Here is a 16,253-nt window from a genome sequence, read left to right on the forward strand (position 1 = left end):
TGAGGAACCGGTCTGGCGGCCAGTAGTGCCGCCGGCCGGTCCCCTCATGGCTGACCGTCGCCCGGGCCCGGCGTCCGGGCGGCACTTTGGAGTACTTATGTCCACTACCACTGGGATCCCACCCGCGCAGGGCGCCGACGCGGTCATCAAGGACAACAAGAAAACCCTTTCAAGGCGCAATATCCGGATTGGGCTGAGCTTTATAGCCCCGGCCCTGATCGTCCTGTCGGTCTTCGTCTTTTACCCGACCATCAAGACCTTCTTCACCTCGCTGACTACAGACCGCATCAACCGCAAGGGCATCTTTGTCGGTCTGCACAACTATGCCGAGCTTTTCACGAACGCGGACTTCTGGACCGACTTCCGCAACACGGTCATCTACGCGGTCGCCTACGCGCCGCTGGTGGTCATCGTGGCCCTGGCTTTCGCCCTGTTGCTCAACCGCAAGGACATCAAGGGGGTCGGTTTCTTCCGCACCTGCCTGTTCATGCCCTACATCATCTCGCTGACTGTGGCCTCCATAGCCTGGAGCTTCATCCTCTCGCCCTCCCTGGGTCTTATACCCTACTGGGGCAAGGTGCTCTTCGGCATCCAGCACATGGATCTGCTGGGAACCAAGTCCACGGCCTTGGCCACCATCATCTTCATCACCGTCTGGAAGAACTTCGGCTATTTCATGGTCATCTTCCTGGCCGGTCTGCAGGGGATCAACCCGGACCTGTACGAGGCGGCCTCCCTGGATGGGGCCAACGCCTGGCAGCGCTTCCTGCACATCACCCTGCCCGGTCTGCTGCCCACCTTCAACTACGTGGTCATCTTCGGACTGATCGGATCCTTCCAGGTCTTCGACCAGGTCTTCATCCTGACCTCCGGAGGCCCCGACCGCGCCACGGAGACCATCGTCTACCGTATCTACACCGAAGCCTTCGGCAACGGCAAGATGGGCTATGCATCCGCCCTGTCCTACGTCCTGCTGATCATGACGCTGATCATCGGTGTCATCCAGCTGGTCTGGAACAACAAGCATGAGAAGGAGGAAATCGGATGAGCCAGTCGACTCCTACCGCAATCGAGCACGATAAGCTGCTCAGGAGGGCCCATGCCAGGCACATGGTGGCCAGGGTCCTGACCTACTTCCTGCTGATCCTGATGACGGTGATCATCATCTTCCCCTTGTTGATTGTGCTGATCACCTCCTTCACGCCCAACAAGCTGACCCAGACCTGGCCGCCCAAGGTGATTCCCTCCTCATTCACCCTGGACAACTACACCTCGCTCTTCCAGCGGATGCCCATCGGCAAGCAGCTGATGAACACAGTGATCTTCGCCGGGGCCGTGACGGTCTTCTCGGTCTTCTTCGACTCCCTGGCCGCCTACGGGCTCTCCAGGATCGACTTCAAGGGGCGCGGCTTCCTGCTGGGAATCCTGATCGCCACCATGATGATCCCTGCCATGGCCCTGCTGATCCCGGTCTACAAGCTGCTGGCAAGCATGGGTCTGGTCAACTCCTACTGGGGCATCATCATCCCCAGGCTGGCTGATGTGGGCGGCATCTTCCTGCTGCGGCAGTTCTTCATCTCCCTGCCCAAGGATCTGGACAACGCGGCCCGCATCGACGGTGCCGGTGAGTTCCGCATCTTCTGGCAGATCATCCTGCCCAACGCCAAGTCCGCGGTGCTGGTGGTGACCATGTTCAACTTCATGGGCAACTGGAACGACCTGCTCTGGCCATTGATCATGACCAGCCGCCCGGAGACCAGGACCATCACCGCCGGTCTGGCCATGCTGACCGGCCATGGCTCATCGGTCACGCCTTACGGCGTGGTCATGGCAGGCGCCCTGATCTCGGCGCTGCCTCTGCTGATCGTCTTCTTCTTCATTCAGAAGAGCTTCGTGCAGGGCATCGCCATGACGGGCATCAAGTGAGCGACGAGGCCGACATCATCGGCAACAGGTACATGGCCCGTTGAGGGGTGGGCCGCTGTGCTTGGTGCCCAAGGGGCCGACGGGGGTGACCAACCCCCGTCGGCCCCTTGTTTGTTCTGGATTTAGACTGGGCTGGTGAACGTCGCGGACGGGGAGGTCAGGCATGGATGAGCGTCAGGACGATCAGTATGGGCTGAGCTCCGACCAGGAGGAGGCCCTGGGGGTTCTGGCATCGGCGGATCCCCATGCCGGACAGTCCAAATGGACCATCTTCAGGCAATTGCCGCCGGATAAGCGTTGGCCCTACTTCGCCCAGCACTTCCTTCCTGGTATTCTGGCCGCTGGTCTGGTACTGGCCCTTCTGGTCAGCCTGGTCGTCACCAGACTGACCAGGCCGCCGGACCCGCTTATTTCAGTCCAGGGCTTCAACATGAACGCCCAGGAGGAGGGGTTCGACCGCCTCAAACAGGGATTCATGCGCGACCGGGGAATCAAGGATGGTCGGCTGGTCGACATGAAGGCGACCCTGACCCTGAATGGCCAGGGCTACGACGATTCGGCCAAGGCCCTGACCCAGGTCACTGCAGGTCAGATCAACATGGTGATCGCCCCCACGGACCTCTTTCCGACCCTGTGCAGGCGCGGGCTGGTGGCTAAGCCCTCACAGGGATTGAAGGGCGACGACCTGCGTCGGTTGGCCAGCCAGGGCGTTCTGGTGGATTCCAAGGGTAGGCAGGTATCTAATCCCTCCCATGCCATGGGTCTGGATCTCTCCCGCTCATCGCGTTGGCGGCAGGTGCCCGACCTGCCCGATCATGCCATCCTGGGGCTGAGCAACGTAGCCGATACCGCAACCTACGTCCGGGCCTTCGTCGACTATATGGATTTCGGCTGAGTCTGCGGGTATCCATGTCATGTATCTGCATGCGGATGGCGAGTGGGATTGCCGTTACGCCCATGTGAGCACGACCGACAGGCACGGACCTACGCGTGCTCGAACCTGCCGAGAAGTCGTTCAGCGGGTCAGGGTCCGCTGCAAAACCCGATACTCGCTCTGAGTGATGGGCATGATGGAGCCGTGGCGCTTGGTCAATCGGCCGAAGTCCATGTCCGTTACCAAGGCCCAGTCCTGTTGCCGCCTGGATGACAAATCCGCCGAGCGGAAGGGCAGGTAGCCCCGGCCCTCGGCAAACTGGTCGCAGATTAGGCCGAAAGGCATGGCCCTGCCGTCGGGTCCGGCGGCATCGGCATCGTTGTAGAGGAAGAGCTCGGGGCCCTCCAGGTAGCGTGAGGAGTAGCGCCCTTGGCCGAAGATGTCGGTCAGGTTGGACAGGTAGGACCAGGCCTGATCGTCGTCCGTGCGCACCAGCTCATGGGTGACCGCATAGGGGTTGCGGGTGCGTTCCAGGGTGATCTGGTCATCCTTGGAGGCCCGGTACCACCAGCCGTCGGGCGCCTTGAGCATGGTCGTGTCGATGATCCCGTTGCTGCGGTCGATCCACTTGACCGGGCGGGAGAAGGTGATCAGGTCGGCGCTGGTGGCGTAGTACATGTTGATGCCGTCGCCCAGCTCATTGGCCAGGTCGGCTGCGGCCGGGTCCTCGGCGCTGTCGGCGGCAGCCGTGGCCCAGAAGACTATCCATTGCTTCCTGTCGGCATCCCAGCAGGCCTCCGGTGCCCAGGCCATGCCGGCCTTGGGAATGGCCGAGGCCACATCAACCAGGCGGGGCCTGCCCCAGTGGGCCAGGTCAGGTGAATCCCAGATGACCAGGCTGGTGGAACCGTTCACGGTGGCCTTGCCCTCCTGCCAGCCGCCCCTGTGGTAGACGGACAGATCAGTGGCGATGATGTGGAAGAGGCCGTCTGGTCCTCGGACGACATAGGGGTCGCGCACGCCGCCCTCGCCCTCGCTCCAGGTCAGCACCGGGTCTCCCAGGGCCCGGAGGTCATGCCAGTGCAGGCCATCGCGGCTGAGGGCGAAGTAGAGCTGCTCGTCCGTCTCGGCCTGTTCGTGGCCGGTGAAGTGGACGAAGAGGTAGGCGCTGGTCGCCTCCAACGAGGGTTGCCAATCCGTAGACATGTTCCACCTTTCCTGCTTTCGGCAACGGTACCGTGGCGGCGGGGGACCGGCGGACGGACGGCGGGTGCTTCTTCGCTCCTCCGTTCAGGCCGTCCCAGGGCCGTCATGGGCGATTCTAGCTGCCGGCGTTCCCTTTGTCGGCGCCGTCCGTCCGAGCGGGTCGCAGGTTGGGCCGTACGGGACCCTAGACTGTGGACCATGAGCAGGCATCATCGCGACCGCAGCTGGGCTCCCGACCCCGAGCCGCTGCCCGAAGGCATCGGGGTCATCGACGATCACACCCACATGGCCTCTGTGGTCCCCTTCGCCCAGGAGATGGACCGGCAGGCCAGGGAGCGCGGACAGGATCCGGTCCCCGTCCGCACGGTCGACCAGCAGCTGGAAAGGGCCCGGGCCGTGGGCGTGGTCGGGGCCATCGACGTGGGTTGCGAGCTGCCCCATCTGCAGACGGCTGTGGACCTGGCCCTGGCCCATCCCGGGGTGGTCCACGCGGCCCTGGCCATCCATCCCAATGAGGCCGTCCTGCATGGCCATCGAGGGGTGCCGGGCCCGGACGGACTGCCCTTGAAGTATCAGCCCTGGCATGAGGTTTCTTTCGAGCAGGCGCTTGAGGAGGTCGCCCGTCTGGCTCGCGCATATCCCGACCAGGTGGTGGCCATCGGGGAGACGGGCATGGACCTCTTCCGGACCGGTCAGGGGGCCGAAGAGATCCAGCGGCAGGCCTTCCGTGATCACATCGCCCTGGCCAAGGAGCTGGACCTGCCCATGCAGATCCACGACCGCGACGCCCACCGCCAGGTCATCGAGACCCTGCTGGAGGACGGCGCCCCCGAGCGCACGATCTTCCACTCCTATTCGGGGGATGCAGGGATGGCCCAGGTGGCTGCCGAGCACGGCTGGTATCTGAGTTTCTCGGGAACGGTCTCCTACAAGGGCAACGAGGGAATCCGCCAGGCCCTGTCCGTGGTCGGCATGGACCACATCATGGTGGAGACCGATGCGCCATACCTGAGTCCCATGCCATACCGGGGACGCACCAATTCCCCCTACATGATTCCATACACCCTGCGTGCCATGGCCGATGCCTTGGACCGCCCCTTGGCCCAAGTGGCCGAAGCGACGGCAGCCACCACGCGCCGGGTTTATGGCCTGTGAAGGATGTTCGACGCATAGTGCCAGGTCGGGATTAAGCTAACGGTGTGTCGCGGTCTGAATCGCCCCTGCCAAGTGTGGGGGGAGAGTGCTACGGTTGTCGTCGCACGTGTGCGCAAACAGCAACATACGGCACCCGGAAGTAGATGAGTGAAGGCATTGGCCGATGGAGGGCTCTATGGCGGATGAGCGGCATGAGTTGGCGGCTCAGGATGATGGCAGGGGCGCTGACGAACCACCCCGGTTATCCGGTGAAAAAGCGGCGAAGCCGACTGTGGCCTCCCGTAAGGGTCGGCTGACGAAAGAATCGATACTTCCTCCGGAGAGCTTTACCAAGGCTCCCAAGATCTCAGCCAAGTCCCGCACGCGCGAGGAGGAGAACGAGCTCAAGCGGGTCCGGCGCGAAGCCCAGAGGGCGGCCCAGCGTCGCCGCACCCCGCCAAAGGGTCCTCTGGGCCGCTGGTGGCGGCGTGTGCAGTCCTCACCGGACAGGATCAGCCTGGGCATGTGCATCGTGGCCCTGGGCGTGGTCTACGGCGACATCGGCACCTCGCCCCTGTATACCATGCAGGCCTTCGTGGCCGGGCAGGGCGGCATGGCCCGTGTGGACAGGGCGGCCGTGTTGGGCATGCTCTCCCTGGTCTTCTGGTCCATCACGCTGATCACCACGGTCAAATACGTTCTGGTGGCCATGCGCATCGACAACAAGGGCGAGGGCGGCATCTTCGCCCTGTACACCCTGGTCCGGCACTACGGCAAATGGCTGGCCATCCCTGCCATGGTCGGCGGCGCAGCCTTCCTGGCCGATTCGGTGCTGACTCCGGCGGTCTCCATATCCTCGGCAGTCGAAGGCCTCAAGACCATCCCTGTGCTGACTCCTATCTTCCGTGAAAACGGAAATCTGACCATGGTCATCACCTTCGTGATCATCCTGATCCTGTTTGCGGTCCAGTCGCGTGGAACCGAGCGGATCGGCAAGGTCTTCGGCAGCGTGGTCATGGTCTGGTTCGCCTTCCTGGCCCTGATCGGCATCTACTGCATAGGCAACGACTGGTCCATCTTCGAGGCCCTGAATCCGGTCTACGGGATCCGCTTCCTCTTCAGCCCGCAGAATCCGGTGGGTCTGACCATCATGGGCACGGTCTTCCTGTCGACCACGGGAGCCGAGGCTCTTTATTCTGACATGGGCCACGTGGGCCGCGGCAACATCTACGCCACCTGGCCTTTCATCAACATCGCACTGGTCTTCAACTACTTCGGCCAGGGGGCCTGGATCCTGCGCAACAGCGACAATAAGGCACTGCAGGGTGTGGACGGGCTCAACCCCTTCTTCCAGATGATGCCCACCACCGTGCGTTACGTGGCGGTCCTCCTGTCGGTGACGGCCGGTGTCATCGCCTCACAGGCCCTCATCACGGGTGCCTTCACCATGGTCTCGGAGGCCACCGGCCTCAACTGGATGCCCCACCTGCAGGTGCGCTACCCGGCGCGTACCCGCGGCCAGCTCTACATCCCCACCATCAACTGGGTCCTGTGCGCGGCCACACTGACCGTGCTGGCCATCTTCAAGGATTCCGAGCACATCTCGGCCGCCTACGGATTGGCTCTGACGGTGACCATGATCACTACAACCGTCCTGCTGGCCGACTATATCTGGCACGACGGCAAGCGGGCGCTCTCCCTGCTCTTCGCCCTGGTCTTCCTGGCCATCCAGATCCTCTTCTTCATGGCCTCCATGGCCAAGTTCATGCACGGCGGTTGGTTCACCATGCTGCTGACCGCGGCCATCCTGTGCATCATGTACACCTGGGACGTGGGCACCAAGGTGGAGCGCTCGCAGCGGCGGCATATGACTGCCAAGGAGTGCCTACCCGCCTTGGAGATGCTCCACAACGACTTCCGCGTCCCCTACTATGCGGACAACCTGGTCTATCTGACCTCGGACGCGGAGATGCGGCGGCTGGACACCGACATCTTCTTCTCCATCTTCGCCAACCGACCCAAGCGGGCCCGAGCCTGGTGGGCCGTCTCGGTCCAGACCACGGATGCCCCCTACACCCGCAAGTACTCGGTGGAGAACTTCGGCACCAACTACCTCTTCCGCGTGCGCATGAGGTTGGGCTTCAAGGTGGACCAGAATGTGGCCACCTACCTGCACCAGATCATGCACGAGCTGATTGACAGCGGCGAACTGCCCAAGCAGCCCTCCATCTACCCCAAGGTGGACGAGGACCCGCAGATCGGCACAGTCACCTATGTGCTGGTCCACAAGGCCCTGATGCCCGAGTCCAAGATCGACTCCCGCGGCGCCTTCTCGCTGAAGGTCAAGTACGCCATCCGCAAGGTGGCGGGCTCGCCGATCAAGTGGTTTGGTCTGGCTCCCTACAACCCCATCGTGGAAGTGCAGCCCCTGTTCGTCTCCACCAGGGCGGTTCCCAAGCTGACGCGCGTGGTCCTGCCCTCCCGCAAGATCAAGGGCGGCAAGCATCACAAGGGCTGAGTGAGTGGAATCTCACCCTATGGAGCCTGGCTCAAATCGGGTCCGGGCCATAGAATTGACGGCATGGAACCTGGTGCCCGGCCTTTCCGGGCTACCGTCGAAAGGTGATGTGATGACACAAGCTCAAGCCAATATCGGAGTCGTGGGTCTGGCCGCCATGGGTGCCAGCCTGTCCAGGAACCTGGCACGGCACGGCAATACCGTAGCGGTCTACAACCGCCACTATTCGCGTACCGAGACCCTGATCCACGATCATGGCCAGGAAGGCCACTTCGTTCCGGCCAAGACCCTGCAGGAGTTCGTGGCCTCGCTGACCAAGCCCCGCACGGCCATCATCATGGTCAAGGCCGGAGATCCCACCGACCAGATGATCAACGACCTGGCCGAGCTCATGGAGCCGGGCGACATCATCGTGGATGCCGGCAACGCCTACTTCAAGGACACTATCCGCCGTGAAAAGGCCATCAGGGCCCGTGGGCTGCACTTCGTGGGCTGTGGCGTCTCAGGCGGTGAGCAGGGCGCCCTCTTGGGACCCTCCATGATGCCCGGTGGGACCGATGAGTCCTGGAAAACCCTGGGGCCCATTCTGGAGTCCATCGCAGCCAAGGTCGATGGCGAACCCTGCGTCACCCACATCGGCACCGATGGGGCGGGCCACTTCGTCAAGATGGTCCACAACGGCATTGAGTATGCCGATATGCAGGTGATTGCCGAGTCCTATGACCTGATGCGCCGGGGCCTGGGCATGGAGCCCGAGGCCATCGCCCAGGTCTTCGAGGAGTGGAACCAGGGCGATCTGAACTCCTACCTGGTGCAGATCACCGCCGAGGTGCTCCATCACACCGATGCCACCACAGGCAAGCCCTTCATCGACATCGTCACCGACCAGGCCGGCATGAAGGGCACCGGCACCTGGACCGTGCAGACCGCGCTGGACCTTGCCGTGCCCGTGACCGGCATCGGCGAGGCCGTCTTCGCCCGGGGGCTTTCCTCTTCGCCGGAGCTGCGCAACCAGGCGGCCCAGGAGGGTCTGAAGGGTCCGCAGCCCAAGGCCGTCATGGCTGATCTGGCTGCCGACCCCGAGGCCCGCAAGTCCTTCATCGAGGACATCCGCCAGGCTCTCTACGCCTCCAAGATCGTGGCCTATGCCCAGGGATTCAACGAGATGCAGGAGGGCGCCCGGGTCTATGGTTGGAAGCTGGACATGGGTGCCATCGCCCGCATCTGGCGTGGCGGCTGCATCATCCGGGCCAAGTTCCTGAACCGGATCTCCGATGCTTACGCCTCCGGCCGTGAGCCGGGCTCCCTGCTCTTCGACCCCTTCTTCAAGCAGGCGGTCGAGCAGGCCCAGGACTCCTGGCGGCGTGTTGTGGCCCGTGCCACCCAGGCCGGCATCCCCATCCCCGTCTTCGCCAGCTCCCTGTCCTACTACGACGGGCTGCGTTCAGATAGGCTCCCTGCCGCCCTGATCCAGGGCCAGCGCGACCTCTTCGGTGCCCACACCTATGGGCGTGTGGATCAGCCAGGCGCCTTCCACACCCTTTGGGCCGAGGACAAGTCCGAGATCAAGCAGGACTGAGCTTCTCGCCGGAACCGCAAGGGTCCGCACAGCCGCTGAAACGGCTGCGCGGACCCTTTTGTCATCCTGTCAGCGGATCCTGGCTGTGGATTCCCGGACCACCAGCCGGCAGCCGGCAGTCGTCCGGGTGGGAGGACGATTATCGTCGTCCCCCTGCAGACGGGCCAGGAGGGCATCCACCGCCTTGCGGGCCAGGTCCTCCTTGTCGGTGCTGATGGTGGTCAGCGAAGGTATATAGGACTCTCCCTCCTGGATGCCGTCGAATCCCACAACGGCCAAGTCCCGGGGAACCTCCACTCCGCATTCGTGCAGTCCTCGGATCAGGCCCAGGGCCAGGGAGTCGGTCATGCAGAAGATGCCGTCAAAGGGCAGGTCGGTCGTGTCGGCCAGATGATGGCCCAGGTCGCGGGCCATTTCCCCGTCCCAGCGGTCCAGGGACAGAAAGTCTTCGCGCCGGGCCTCGATTCCGGCGGCCTTCAGGGTCTTCAGGCAGCCGGCCACCCTGCGGCCACGGACCGAGTGCCGTTGGACCGGATCGGTGCTGTCCGCCATGTCGGCACCCACCACGCCTATCCGTCGGCATCCGCAGTCCAACAGGTGCCGCACGGCCATGGCGGCTCCCTCGAATCCGGCCGTCATGACCGAATCGAAGACCGGCTCGGCTGAGGGGTCGTCCAGCAGGACCAGAGGCTTGCCATCGGCCAGCTCCTGCATCTCTTCATTGGTAATGCTGCCTGGGCTGAAGATGGTGCCGTCGCAGAGCTGGCTGGTCACATGCCGGAGGATGGAGACCTCGTCCTGTTTGGAGTTGGAGGTCTGCTGGATGATGGCCTGCATGCCGTGGGCGTTGATCTGCCGGGAGATGGCCGCACTCATCTGCGCGGGGTAGGGCTTGTCCAGCTCGAAGATGGCCACGCCGATGATGCCGCTCTTGCCTGAGCGCAGGCTTCTGGCCGACAGATTGGCCGAGTAGCGGAGCTTGCGGGCGGCAAGCAGGACCCTGCGCCTGGTGTCATCCGCTATGCGGGTATCGCCTCGAAGGGCATAGGAGGCAGTGGCCCGAGAGACCTGCGCCTCCTTGGCCACGTCGCTCATCGTCACCATCTCGCACCTTTCCCGGGGTTCAGTCATCATCTTAGGCACGCGGGTGGCCCTGTCAGCATGTAATTGACACGATTCAACCAACGTGCTATACCATATTGTGACAGCAGTTGAATCGTGTCAATTCCCGGGTTTCGACGTTGAACAGCCCGGACGGATGTTCAGAGGATTGATTGCAAGGAGGAGTCATGAAGCTGAAGCGAGCATGGAAGGGCATAGCTGCGGCGTTGGGGGTCGGCGTGTTGGTGTCGGCCATGGGTGCCTGCGGGGCTGGTGGCGCTGACGGGTCCAAGACCACGCTGACCTTCCTGTCATGGAACAACGAACAGGTCATGAGGCCATACATCGACCAATTCGAGCAACAGAACCCGGGGATTAAGGTGGACTTCAGCTACTCGCCGCCGACCCCCGAGTACATCCAGACCCTGCAGACCCGACTGGTCGGCAACCAGGCCCCGGATGTGTTCATCATCACCTCCGAGAACAAGGCTGACCTGATCAAGAACGGCTACGTGCGGGACCTGACCAACGAGCCGTTCATGCGCAACATCTCCCAGGCCAACAAGGACTTCGTAAGTCATGAGGGCAAGGTCTACGGTATGTCCGTGTCCTCCTGGGCCTCCGGCATCGTCTACAACAAGGACCTGCTGGCCAAGGCTGGCGCCAAGGAGGTTCCGGAGACCTGGGACGGGTTCCTGCAGCTGTGCAAGAAGCTCAAGGCCGCCGGGGTCACGCCCTTCCTGGAGACCATCGCCGATGGCCCCAGCAGGATTCCCGATGCCTTCATGGGCTCGCAGTTCGACAGGGACAAGGTCGATGTGACCAGCCTGATCGACCGCCGTCCTCAAAAGCCCGGCAGCGACCAACGTGAGGCGGCTGCGGCCTGGATGAAGCTCTACGACCAGGGTCTGGTCACCCGGGACACGGTCGGCATCAGCGGCGACGACATGAAGACCCAGTTCATCAACGGCCAGGTGGCCATGATCTGCACCGGCCCCTGGGACCTGCCGTCCATCGGCCAGTCCGGGCTCAAGTATGGCATGGCCCCCATGCCGCTCATGGAGAAAGGCATGGTCAATTACGCCCAGGGATCGCCATCGCCTGCCTACGCCATCTACTCCCATCTCAAGGGCGACAAGCTCAAGGCCGCCCGGAAGTTCCTGACCTTCATGGACAGCCACTGGGCCCTGCAACGTTCGGCCGACAACGGGGATGCCATCACCGTCCAGGGGTTCAAGGCCAAGGTCAAGCCCGAGTACGAGCAGGTCTACCGGGCCAACGTGCAGCCCGGCCATTACTTCCTGCTCATGAACTTCTATGCCAAGCCTGATGTGCTGACCACGGTCCGCCAGTCCGAGACCCAGCAGCTGGTGCAGGGTTCCATCAATCTGGATCAGTGGGCCAAGGCCATCGACGACAAGATGGACTCGGTCAAGTAGGAAGGGCTGGAACATGGCTTCCCAATCCTCGGCAGAACGTGCCAACGCCCATCGGCGGCGCATGGTCGGCCTGCGGCAGGATCTGACCTCTTTCTGGTTCCTTCTGCCCATCCTGGCCGTCTTCGTCATCCTCTTCGCGGTGCCGCTGGTGCAGACCATCATCTACTCGGTGACCGACTTCAACGGCTACAGCCTGAACATGCACTATGTGGGCTGGAAGAACTATCACAGCGTGTTCACCGATTCCTCGACCATGCAGGGTCTGGTGTTCACCATCCTGTATGCCGTGGCCCAGACGGTTCTGGTGACCATCTTCGCCATCCCCCTGGCCGTCACCCTGAACCGGAAGTTCTGGGGCCGCAACTTCGCCCGTTCCCTGTTCTTCTTCTTCAGCGTGCCTTCGCTGGCCATCATGGGCATGGTCTGGAAGTACATCTTCTCGCCCATGAAGTCAGGTGTCTTCAACACCATCCTGGGCGTCTTCGGCCTGGGACCGGTGCCCTGGCTGTCCAACTCGACCCTGGCCCGGTGCTGCGTCATCTTCATCGCGGTCTGGGCGCAGATCGGCTGGCATGCCACACTCTACCTGGCCTTCCTGCAGTCCATTCCCGGAGACCTCTATGAGCAGGCCACGGTGGACGGGGCCACCAGCCGCCAGCAGTTCGTCCACATCACCCTGCCCCAGCTGATCCCAGGCATCGTCACCTCCAGCTTCCTGCTTATGTCAGGAGGCCTCAAGGTCTACGACCTGCCCTACACCATGACCAAGGGCGGCCCCGGGTACTCCACCTATACGGTGACCCAGTCCATCATTCAGCAGGGCATCGGCCAGTCCCAGTACGGGCTGGGCTCGGCCCTGGCGGTCCTGTTCACCGTGGCCACGGCCCTGGTGGTCTTCGCTCAGATGGGCGCCGCCAGCCTGATTTCCAGGAGGTTCCAATGAGCAGCAGCAAGAGCTCGACCCTGACTCTGAGCCAGCGGGAACGGCGGCGTTCGGTGGTCAGAAGCGTGGTGGTGCTGATTATCGCCCTAATCTGCGCCGTGCCCCTCTGGTACATCCTGATCAACACCTTCAAGACCGTGCCCGATATGGCCACCAATCCGCTGGGTCTGCCCAAGCAGTGGACGCTGCGCAACTACACGCGGGCCTTCGCCACGGTGCCCATCGTCCGCAGCCTGGTCAACACGCTGATCGTCACTTTCTTCGGCGTGCTCTTCCAGGTGCTGATCGGAGCCCTGGCCGCCTACGGGATGATCCTGCGCAAGTCGATTTTCACCTCGGTCATCGGGGTGATTCTCATGATCGCCTTCGTCATTCCCACCCAGTCCACCCTGATTCCCCTTTACCGGATGGAGTCCAGCGTGGGGCTGGTCAACACGCTCCTGGGCCTGATCATCATGTACCTGGGAGGAGCGGTCTTCTGCTACTTCCTGATCGTGGGATACATGCAGTCCCTGCCCTTCGAGGTCATCGAGGCCGCCAGGATCGACGGTGCCGGCCCCTTGAGGATCTTCTGGAGCATCGTCCTGCCCCTGATCAGGCCCATCCTGACCACGGTGGTGGTCTTCCAAACCATGTCGACCTGGAACGACTTCATGACGGCCAACGTCTTCATCAGCAGCTCCAACCTGCGCACCATCGTTCTGCAGGTCTACAACGCAGTCGGCCAGTTCACCACTGATTGGCCCAGCTTCATGACCATTACGGTCCTGGCCCTGATACCGGTCTTCGTCTTCTTCATCTTCTGTCAGAAGTGGATCGTCTCCGGGCTGGTCGCCGGCGCGGTCAAGGGATAAGGCGGCCAATCGGAAGGTCGTAGTCAATGGCGGCGGTCGGAGGTTCCGGCCGCCGCATTCATGAAGGATCGGAGTCACAGTCCATGGAGGAATTCGCAAACGCACATCAAGGGTCGGAGGGGACGGGATTGGCGAGCAACCCCCTGCATCGCTACTGCGCGGACCCGGATCTGGTCATGGTCGGGGACCGCTGGTACCTCTACTGCACCGAGGATGGTCTGCCCGGATGGTCCTCGCATGCCTTCTACGTCTATGAATCCAGGGACCTGTGCCACTGGACCCGCAGGAGGATCCTGGACCTGGACCAGGTCCCCTGGTGGCATGGGGGACAGGGTGCCTGGGCTCCCTGCCTGTTGGTGCGCCGGGGACGCTGCATTCTGTATTTTGTGGCCGACGGGCAGATCGGCCAGGCCGTGGCTCCCGGTCCAACCGGTCCCTTCCGGGCGGCCCAAAAGCCGTTCATCGCCCGGGGGGACTACGACTGCCTGCCCATCGATCCCTCGGTCTTCGTGGATGACGACGATGTGCCCTATCTGCTCTGGGGCAATGGCCGTGCCTACATGGGGCGGCTGAGCCCGGACGGCCTGCGTCTGGAAGAGGGTTCGGTGCGCTCCGCTGTGCCCGACAATTTCCGCGAAGCCATCACTGTTTGCCGACGGGGAGACACCTACTATGCCTCCTGGTCGGAGAACGACACCAGGGATCCGGGCTACCGGATCCGCTGGTCCAGCGCGCCATCGCTGGACGGGCCCTGGACCGCGCCCCAGGTCCTGATCAAGGCTGATCATGCCAAGGGGATCCTGGCTACTGGGCATCACTGCATCACCCGTGTGCCGGACCGGGACGACTGGATCGTGGCCTACCACAGGTTCGCCAGGGGCGGGCAGGGTGACGGCTGCCATCGCGAAATCGTCTTCGCTCCCTTGGATTTCGCCGATGACGGCGCCATGGTCCAGGTCAGTCCGCAGGTGGGATCCTACTGGTATCCGGCCCGGAATCCGGTCACTCCCTGACGATGGGGTGGCCGCCGAAGGCGCTGCGCAGGGCGGAGACCACCTTCATGGTCATGGGGTCCTCGATCTTGGAGGACTGGCGGGCATAGAGGGCCGAGGTGATGGCCGGCGTGGGCACCCCCAGCTCCAGGGCGTCCGCGATCATCCACTTGGTCTCGCCGGTCTCATCGGCCTTGCCGGCGATTCCGCTCAGGTGCGGGTCCTCTTTCAGGGCCTGGGCCAGCAAGTCCAGCAGCCAGGACTGGATGACCGAACCCTTGCGCCAGGACTCCACCACTTCGCCTGGCTCCTTGATCAGGTCCGAGGCCTCCAGGACCGCATATCCCTCGGCCAGAGCCTGCATCATCCCGTACTCGATGCCGTTGTGGACCATCTTGGCATAGTGGCCCGCGCCGGTTCCTCCCGCATGGACCAGACCGTAGTCACCCTCTGGCTTCAGGGTGTCCAGAATGGGCTGGATCCGGGCCACGTCCTCGTCCGATCCGCCGACCATCAGGGCGTAGCCCTTCTCCTTGCCCCAGATGCCGTTGGAGGTGCCCACATCAACCTGGCCTATGCCCTTGGCAGCCAGGGCTTGGGCGTGCTCCTGGTCCTGGGTGAATCGGGTGTTGCCACCGTCCACTACCAGGTCGCCGCGCTCCATCAGCTCGCCCAGCTGATCGAGCGTGGACTCGATGGGCTTGCCGGCCGGGACCATGACCCAGATCACCCGGGGGGCCTCGAGCGCCTGGACCAGGGCTTGCAGGCTGTCCACATCCCTGCCCGAGTCCGGCGCGATGTCGTAGCCGACCACCTGGTGGCCGCCGGTGCGCAGGCGGTCCGCCATGTTCTTGCCCATGCGTCCCAGGCCGATCATGCCAATCTTCATAGTGTCAGTTCCTCTCCCTTGACTGCAACAGTGTGAAGTTGACCGCGAAGGTTGGTGGTCGGCCGCGGTCGGGCCGAATCGTCGGTGCTACTGGCGGGCTGCCTGCCGGGCGCGCTCGGCCTGAACCTGAGCGGTGTGCGCTTTGACGTCGCACTGCAGGCCCAGGGTGTCGATGACCTCCTCGGCTTCGATCTCGGGCGACATGCGCAGACCCACGTCGATGGTCAGGTGGACCTCGTCCGGTCCCAGGGGCTCCAGATCGTCGAACTGGGAGCGGAGCATCTGCGGCTTCATGAAATGGCCCTTCCGCTTGGAGAGCCGCTCCATGATGGAGTCGTAGTCCCCGCTCAGGTGAATGAAGACCACCCCAGGCATCCGCAACCGGTCACGATAGATCCGCTTCAGGGCCGAGCAGGTGACGGTCCCAGGCACCCCACGGCGCATGTGATCCTCGATCCAATCATGGATGCTGTCCAGCCAGGGCCAACGGTCCTGGTCGTTCAGGGGGATGCCGCGGGCCATCTTGTCGATGTTGGCCTGGGGGTGGAAGTCGTCGGCCTCGGCCATGTCCCAGCCCAGCTTGTTACCCAGGTGCTCGTTCATGGTGGTCTTGCCGCAGCCGGCGACCCCCATGATGACCAGAACGGGCGTGCGGCCCTGGAAGTAGTCCGGGGGAACCGTGTTGTCCACTGCCGAGGGGACCTGGGGCTCCGGGTGATCCTCTGCGCTCAGCGCGTCGGAATTCTTTGATGATGTGTCGACCATGTGTAACCTTTCTGAAAAGTGATCCGGCAATGA

At 63.2% G+C, this 16,253-nt stretch carries 13 protein-coding genes and 1 pseudogene; 10 read left to right on the forward strand and 4 right to left on the reverse strand.

Annotated elements, in window-relative coordinates:
- The first annotated feature begins 97 nt into the window (after nt 1-97).
- The 3 genes from JF70_RS00885 (at nt 98) to JF70_RS00895 (ending at nt 2,821) form a co-directional block, all read left to right on the forward strand.
- The gene (locus JF70_RS00885) at nt 98-1,048 is read left to right on the forward strand and encodes a carbohydrate ABC transporter permease (RefSeq protein ID WP_045934946.1); all 951 of its coding nucleotides are present in this window, start codon (nt 98-100) and stop codon (nt 1,046-1,048) included.
- Entirely contained in the window at nt 1,045-1,926 is an 882-nt protein-coding gene (locus JF70_RS00890; protein WP_052690653.1) for a carbohydrate ABC transporter permease, read from the forward strand. Before JF70_RS00885 ends, JF70_RS00890 begins: the two co-directional genes overlap by 4 nt.
- Before the next feature lie 163 nt (nt 1,927-2,089).
- Nucleotides 2,090-2,821 (forward strand): PDZ domain-containing protein, encoded by a 732-nt coding sequence (locus JF70_RS00895; protein ID WP_045934947.1) that lies wholly within the window; start codon nt 2,090-2,092, stop codon nt 2,819-2,821.
- A 120-nt stretch (nt 2,822-2,941) separates the two neighbouring features.
- Here the strand turns inward: JF70_RS00895 and JF70_RS00900 are convergent, their stop codons facing one another.
- On the reverse strand, nt 2,942-4,006 hold the full coding sequence (locus JF70_RS00900; protein WP_045934948.1) for an alpha-arabinofuranosidase: 1,065 nt from the start codon (nt 4,004-4,006) through the stop codon (nt 2,942-2,944).
- A 198-nt stretch (nt 4,007-4,204) separates the two neighbouring features.
- Here JF70_RS00900 and JF70_RS00905 point away from each other — a divergent pair, with 198 nt between their 5' ends.
- The 3 genes from JF70_RS00905 to gndA all read left to right on the forward strand — a co-directional run bounded on the left by JF70_RS00905 (nt 4,205) and on the right by gndA (nt 9,237).
- Entirely contained in the window at nt 4,205-5,161 is a 957-nt protein-coding gene (locus JF70_RS00905; protein WP_045934949.1) for a TatD family hydrolase, read from the forward strand.
- Nucleotides 5,162-5,336: 175 nt separating this feature from the next.
- A complete protein-coding gene (locus JF70_RS00910) occupies nt 5,337-7,658 on the forward strand; it encodes a KUP/HAK/KT family potassium transporter (RefSeq protein ID WP_045934950.1) in 2,322 nt (773 codons plus the stop codon).
- A 112-nt stretch (nt 7,659-7,770) separates the two neighbouring features.
- Complete coding sequence (gndA, locus tag JF70_RS00915) at nt 7,771-9,237, forward strand: NADP-dependent phosphogluconate dehydrogenase (RefSeq protein ID WP_045934951.1); 1,467 nt, start codon at nt 7,771-7,773, stop codon at nt 9,235-9,237.
- Between the two features lie 69 nt (nt 9,238-9,306).
- On the opposite strand, the gene JF70_RS00920 is transcribed toward gndA, so the two are convergent.
- Nucleotides 9,307-10,341, reverse strand: coding sequence for a LacI family DNA-binding transcriptional regulator (locus JF70_RS00920; RefSeq protein ID WP_045934952.1), 1,035 nt, complete (start codon nt 10,339-10,341; stop codon nt 9,307-9,309).
- 185 nt (nt 10,342-10,526) lie between these two features.
- On the opposite strand from JF70_RS00920, the gene JF70_RS00925 reads away from it, so the two are divergent.
- From JF70_RS00925 to JF70_RS00940, 4 genes are all read left to right on the forward strand, one after another.
- Nucleotides 10,527-11,777, forward strand: a complete 1,251-nt coding sequence (locus JF70_RS00925; protein ID WP_045934953.1) for an ABC transporter substrate-binding protein — start codon at nt 10,527-10,529, stop codon at nt 11,775-11,777.
- Nucleotides 11,778-11,790: 13 nt separating this feature from the next.
- Complete coding sequence (locus JF70_RS00930; RefSeq protein ID WP_082069311.1) at nt 11,791-12,720, forward strand: carbohydrate ABC transporter permease; 930 nt, start codon at nt 11,791-11,793, stop codon at nt 12,718-12,720.
- Nucleotides 12,717-13,574: a carbohydrate ABC transporter permease gene (locus tag JF70_RS00935; RefSeq protein ID WP_029677600.1), complete on the forward strand. Its 858-nt coding sequence runs from the start codon at nt 12,717-12,719 to the stop codon at nt 13,572-13,574. The genes JF70_RS00930 and JF70_RS00935 overlap by 4 nt, the downstream gene beginning before the upstream one ends.
- Nucleotides 13,575-13,657: 83 nt before the next feature.
- Nucleotides 13,658-14,587, forward strand: a complete 930-nt coding sequence (locus tag JF70_RS00940) for a family 43 glycosylhydrolase (protein WP_045935980.1) — start codon at nt 13,658-13,660, stop codon at nt 14,585-14,587.
- Here JF70_RS00940 and gnd read toward each other — a convergent pair.
- Together gnd and JF70_RS00950 are read right to left on the reverse strand one after the other, a co-directional pair.
- Nucleotides 14,577-15,488 (reverse strand): annotated as a pseudogene (gene gnd, locus JF70_RS00945) (phosphogluconate dehydrogenase (NAD(+)-dependent, decarboxylating)); the annotation flags it as partial. The gene JF70_RS00940 and the pseudogene gnd sit on opposite strands and share 11 nt — an antisense overlap.
- A gap of 54 nt (nt 15,489-15,542) precedes the next feature.
- The gene (locus JF70_RS00950) at nt 15,543-16,220 is read right to left on the reverse strand and encodes a gluconokinase (RefSeq protein ID WP_082069312.1); all 678 of its coding nucleotides are present in this window, start codon (nt 16,218-16,220) and stop codon (nt 15,543-15,545) included.
- Between the last annotated feature and the right edge of the window lie 33 nt (nt 16,221-16,253).

This window comes from Bifidobacterium mellis (assembly GCF_000967265.1).
Taxonomy (GTDB): domain Bacteria; phylum Actinomycetota; class Actinomycetes; order Actinomycetales; family Bifidobacteriaceae; genus Bombiscardovia; species Bombiscardovia mellis.

What these genes read in the sequence shown, in the direction of transcription:
- gndA (WP_045934951.1), top strand. Translation starts at nt 7,771, where the DNA reads ATGACACAAGCTCAAGCCAATATCGGAGTCGTGGGTCTGGCCGCCATG.
- JF70_RS00910 (WP_045934950.1), top strand. Translation starts at nt 5,337, where the DNA reads ATGGCGGATGAGCGGCATGAGTTGGCGGCTCAGGATGATGGCAGGGGC.
- JF70_RS00885 (WP_045934946.1), top strand. Translation starts at nt 98, where the DNA reads ATGTCCACTACCACTGGGATCCCACCCGCGCAGGGCGCCGACGCGGTC.
- JF70_RS00940 (WP_045935980.1), top strand. Translation starts at nt 13,658, where the DNA reads ATGGAGGAATTCGCAAACGCACATCAAGGGTCGGAGGGGACGGGATTG.
- JF70_RS00925 (WP_045934953.1), top strand. Translation starts at nt 10,527, where the DNA reads ATGAAGCTGAAGCGAGCATGGAAGGGCATAGCTGCGGCGTTGGGGGTC.
- JF70_RS00905 (WP_045934949.1), top strand. Translation starts at nt 4,205, where the DNA reads ATGAGCAGGCATCATCGCGACCGCAGCTGGGCTCCCGACCCCGAGCCG.
- JF70_RS00890 (WP_052690653.1), top strand. Translation starts at nt 1,045, where the DNA reads ATGAGCCAGTCGACTCCTACCGCAATCGAGCACGATAAGCTGCTCAGG.
- JF70_RS00900 (WP_045934948.1), bottom strand. Translation starts at nt 4,006, where the DNA reads ATGTCTACGGATTGGCAACCCTCGTTGGAGGCGACCAGCGCCTACCTC.
- JF70_RS00930 (WP_082069311.1), top strand. Translation starts at nt 11,791, where the DNA reads ATGGCTTCCCAATCCTCGGCAGAACGTGCCAACGCCCATCGGCGGCGC.
- JF70_RS00895 (WP_045934947.1), top strand. Translation starts at nt 2,090, where the DNA reads ATGGATGAGCGTCAGGACGATCAGTATGGGCTGAGCTCCGACCAGGAG.
- JF70_RS00920 (WP_045934952.1), bottom strand. Translation starts at nt 10,341, where the DNA reads ATGGTGACGATGAGCGACGTGGCCAAGGAGGCGCAGGTCTCTCGGGCC.
- JF70_RS00950 (WP_082069312.1), bottom strand. Translation starts at nt 16,220, where the DNA reads ATGGTCGACACATCATCAAAGAATTCCGACGCGCTGAGCGCAGAGGAT.
- JF70_RS00935 (WP_029677600.1), top strand. Translation starts at nt 12,717, where the DNA reads ATGAGCAGCAGCAAGAGCTCGACCCTGACTCTGAGCCAGCGGGAACGG.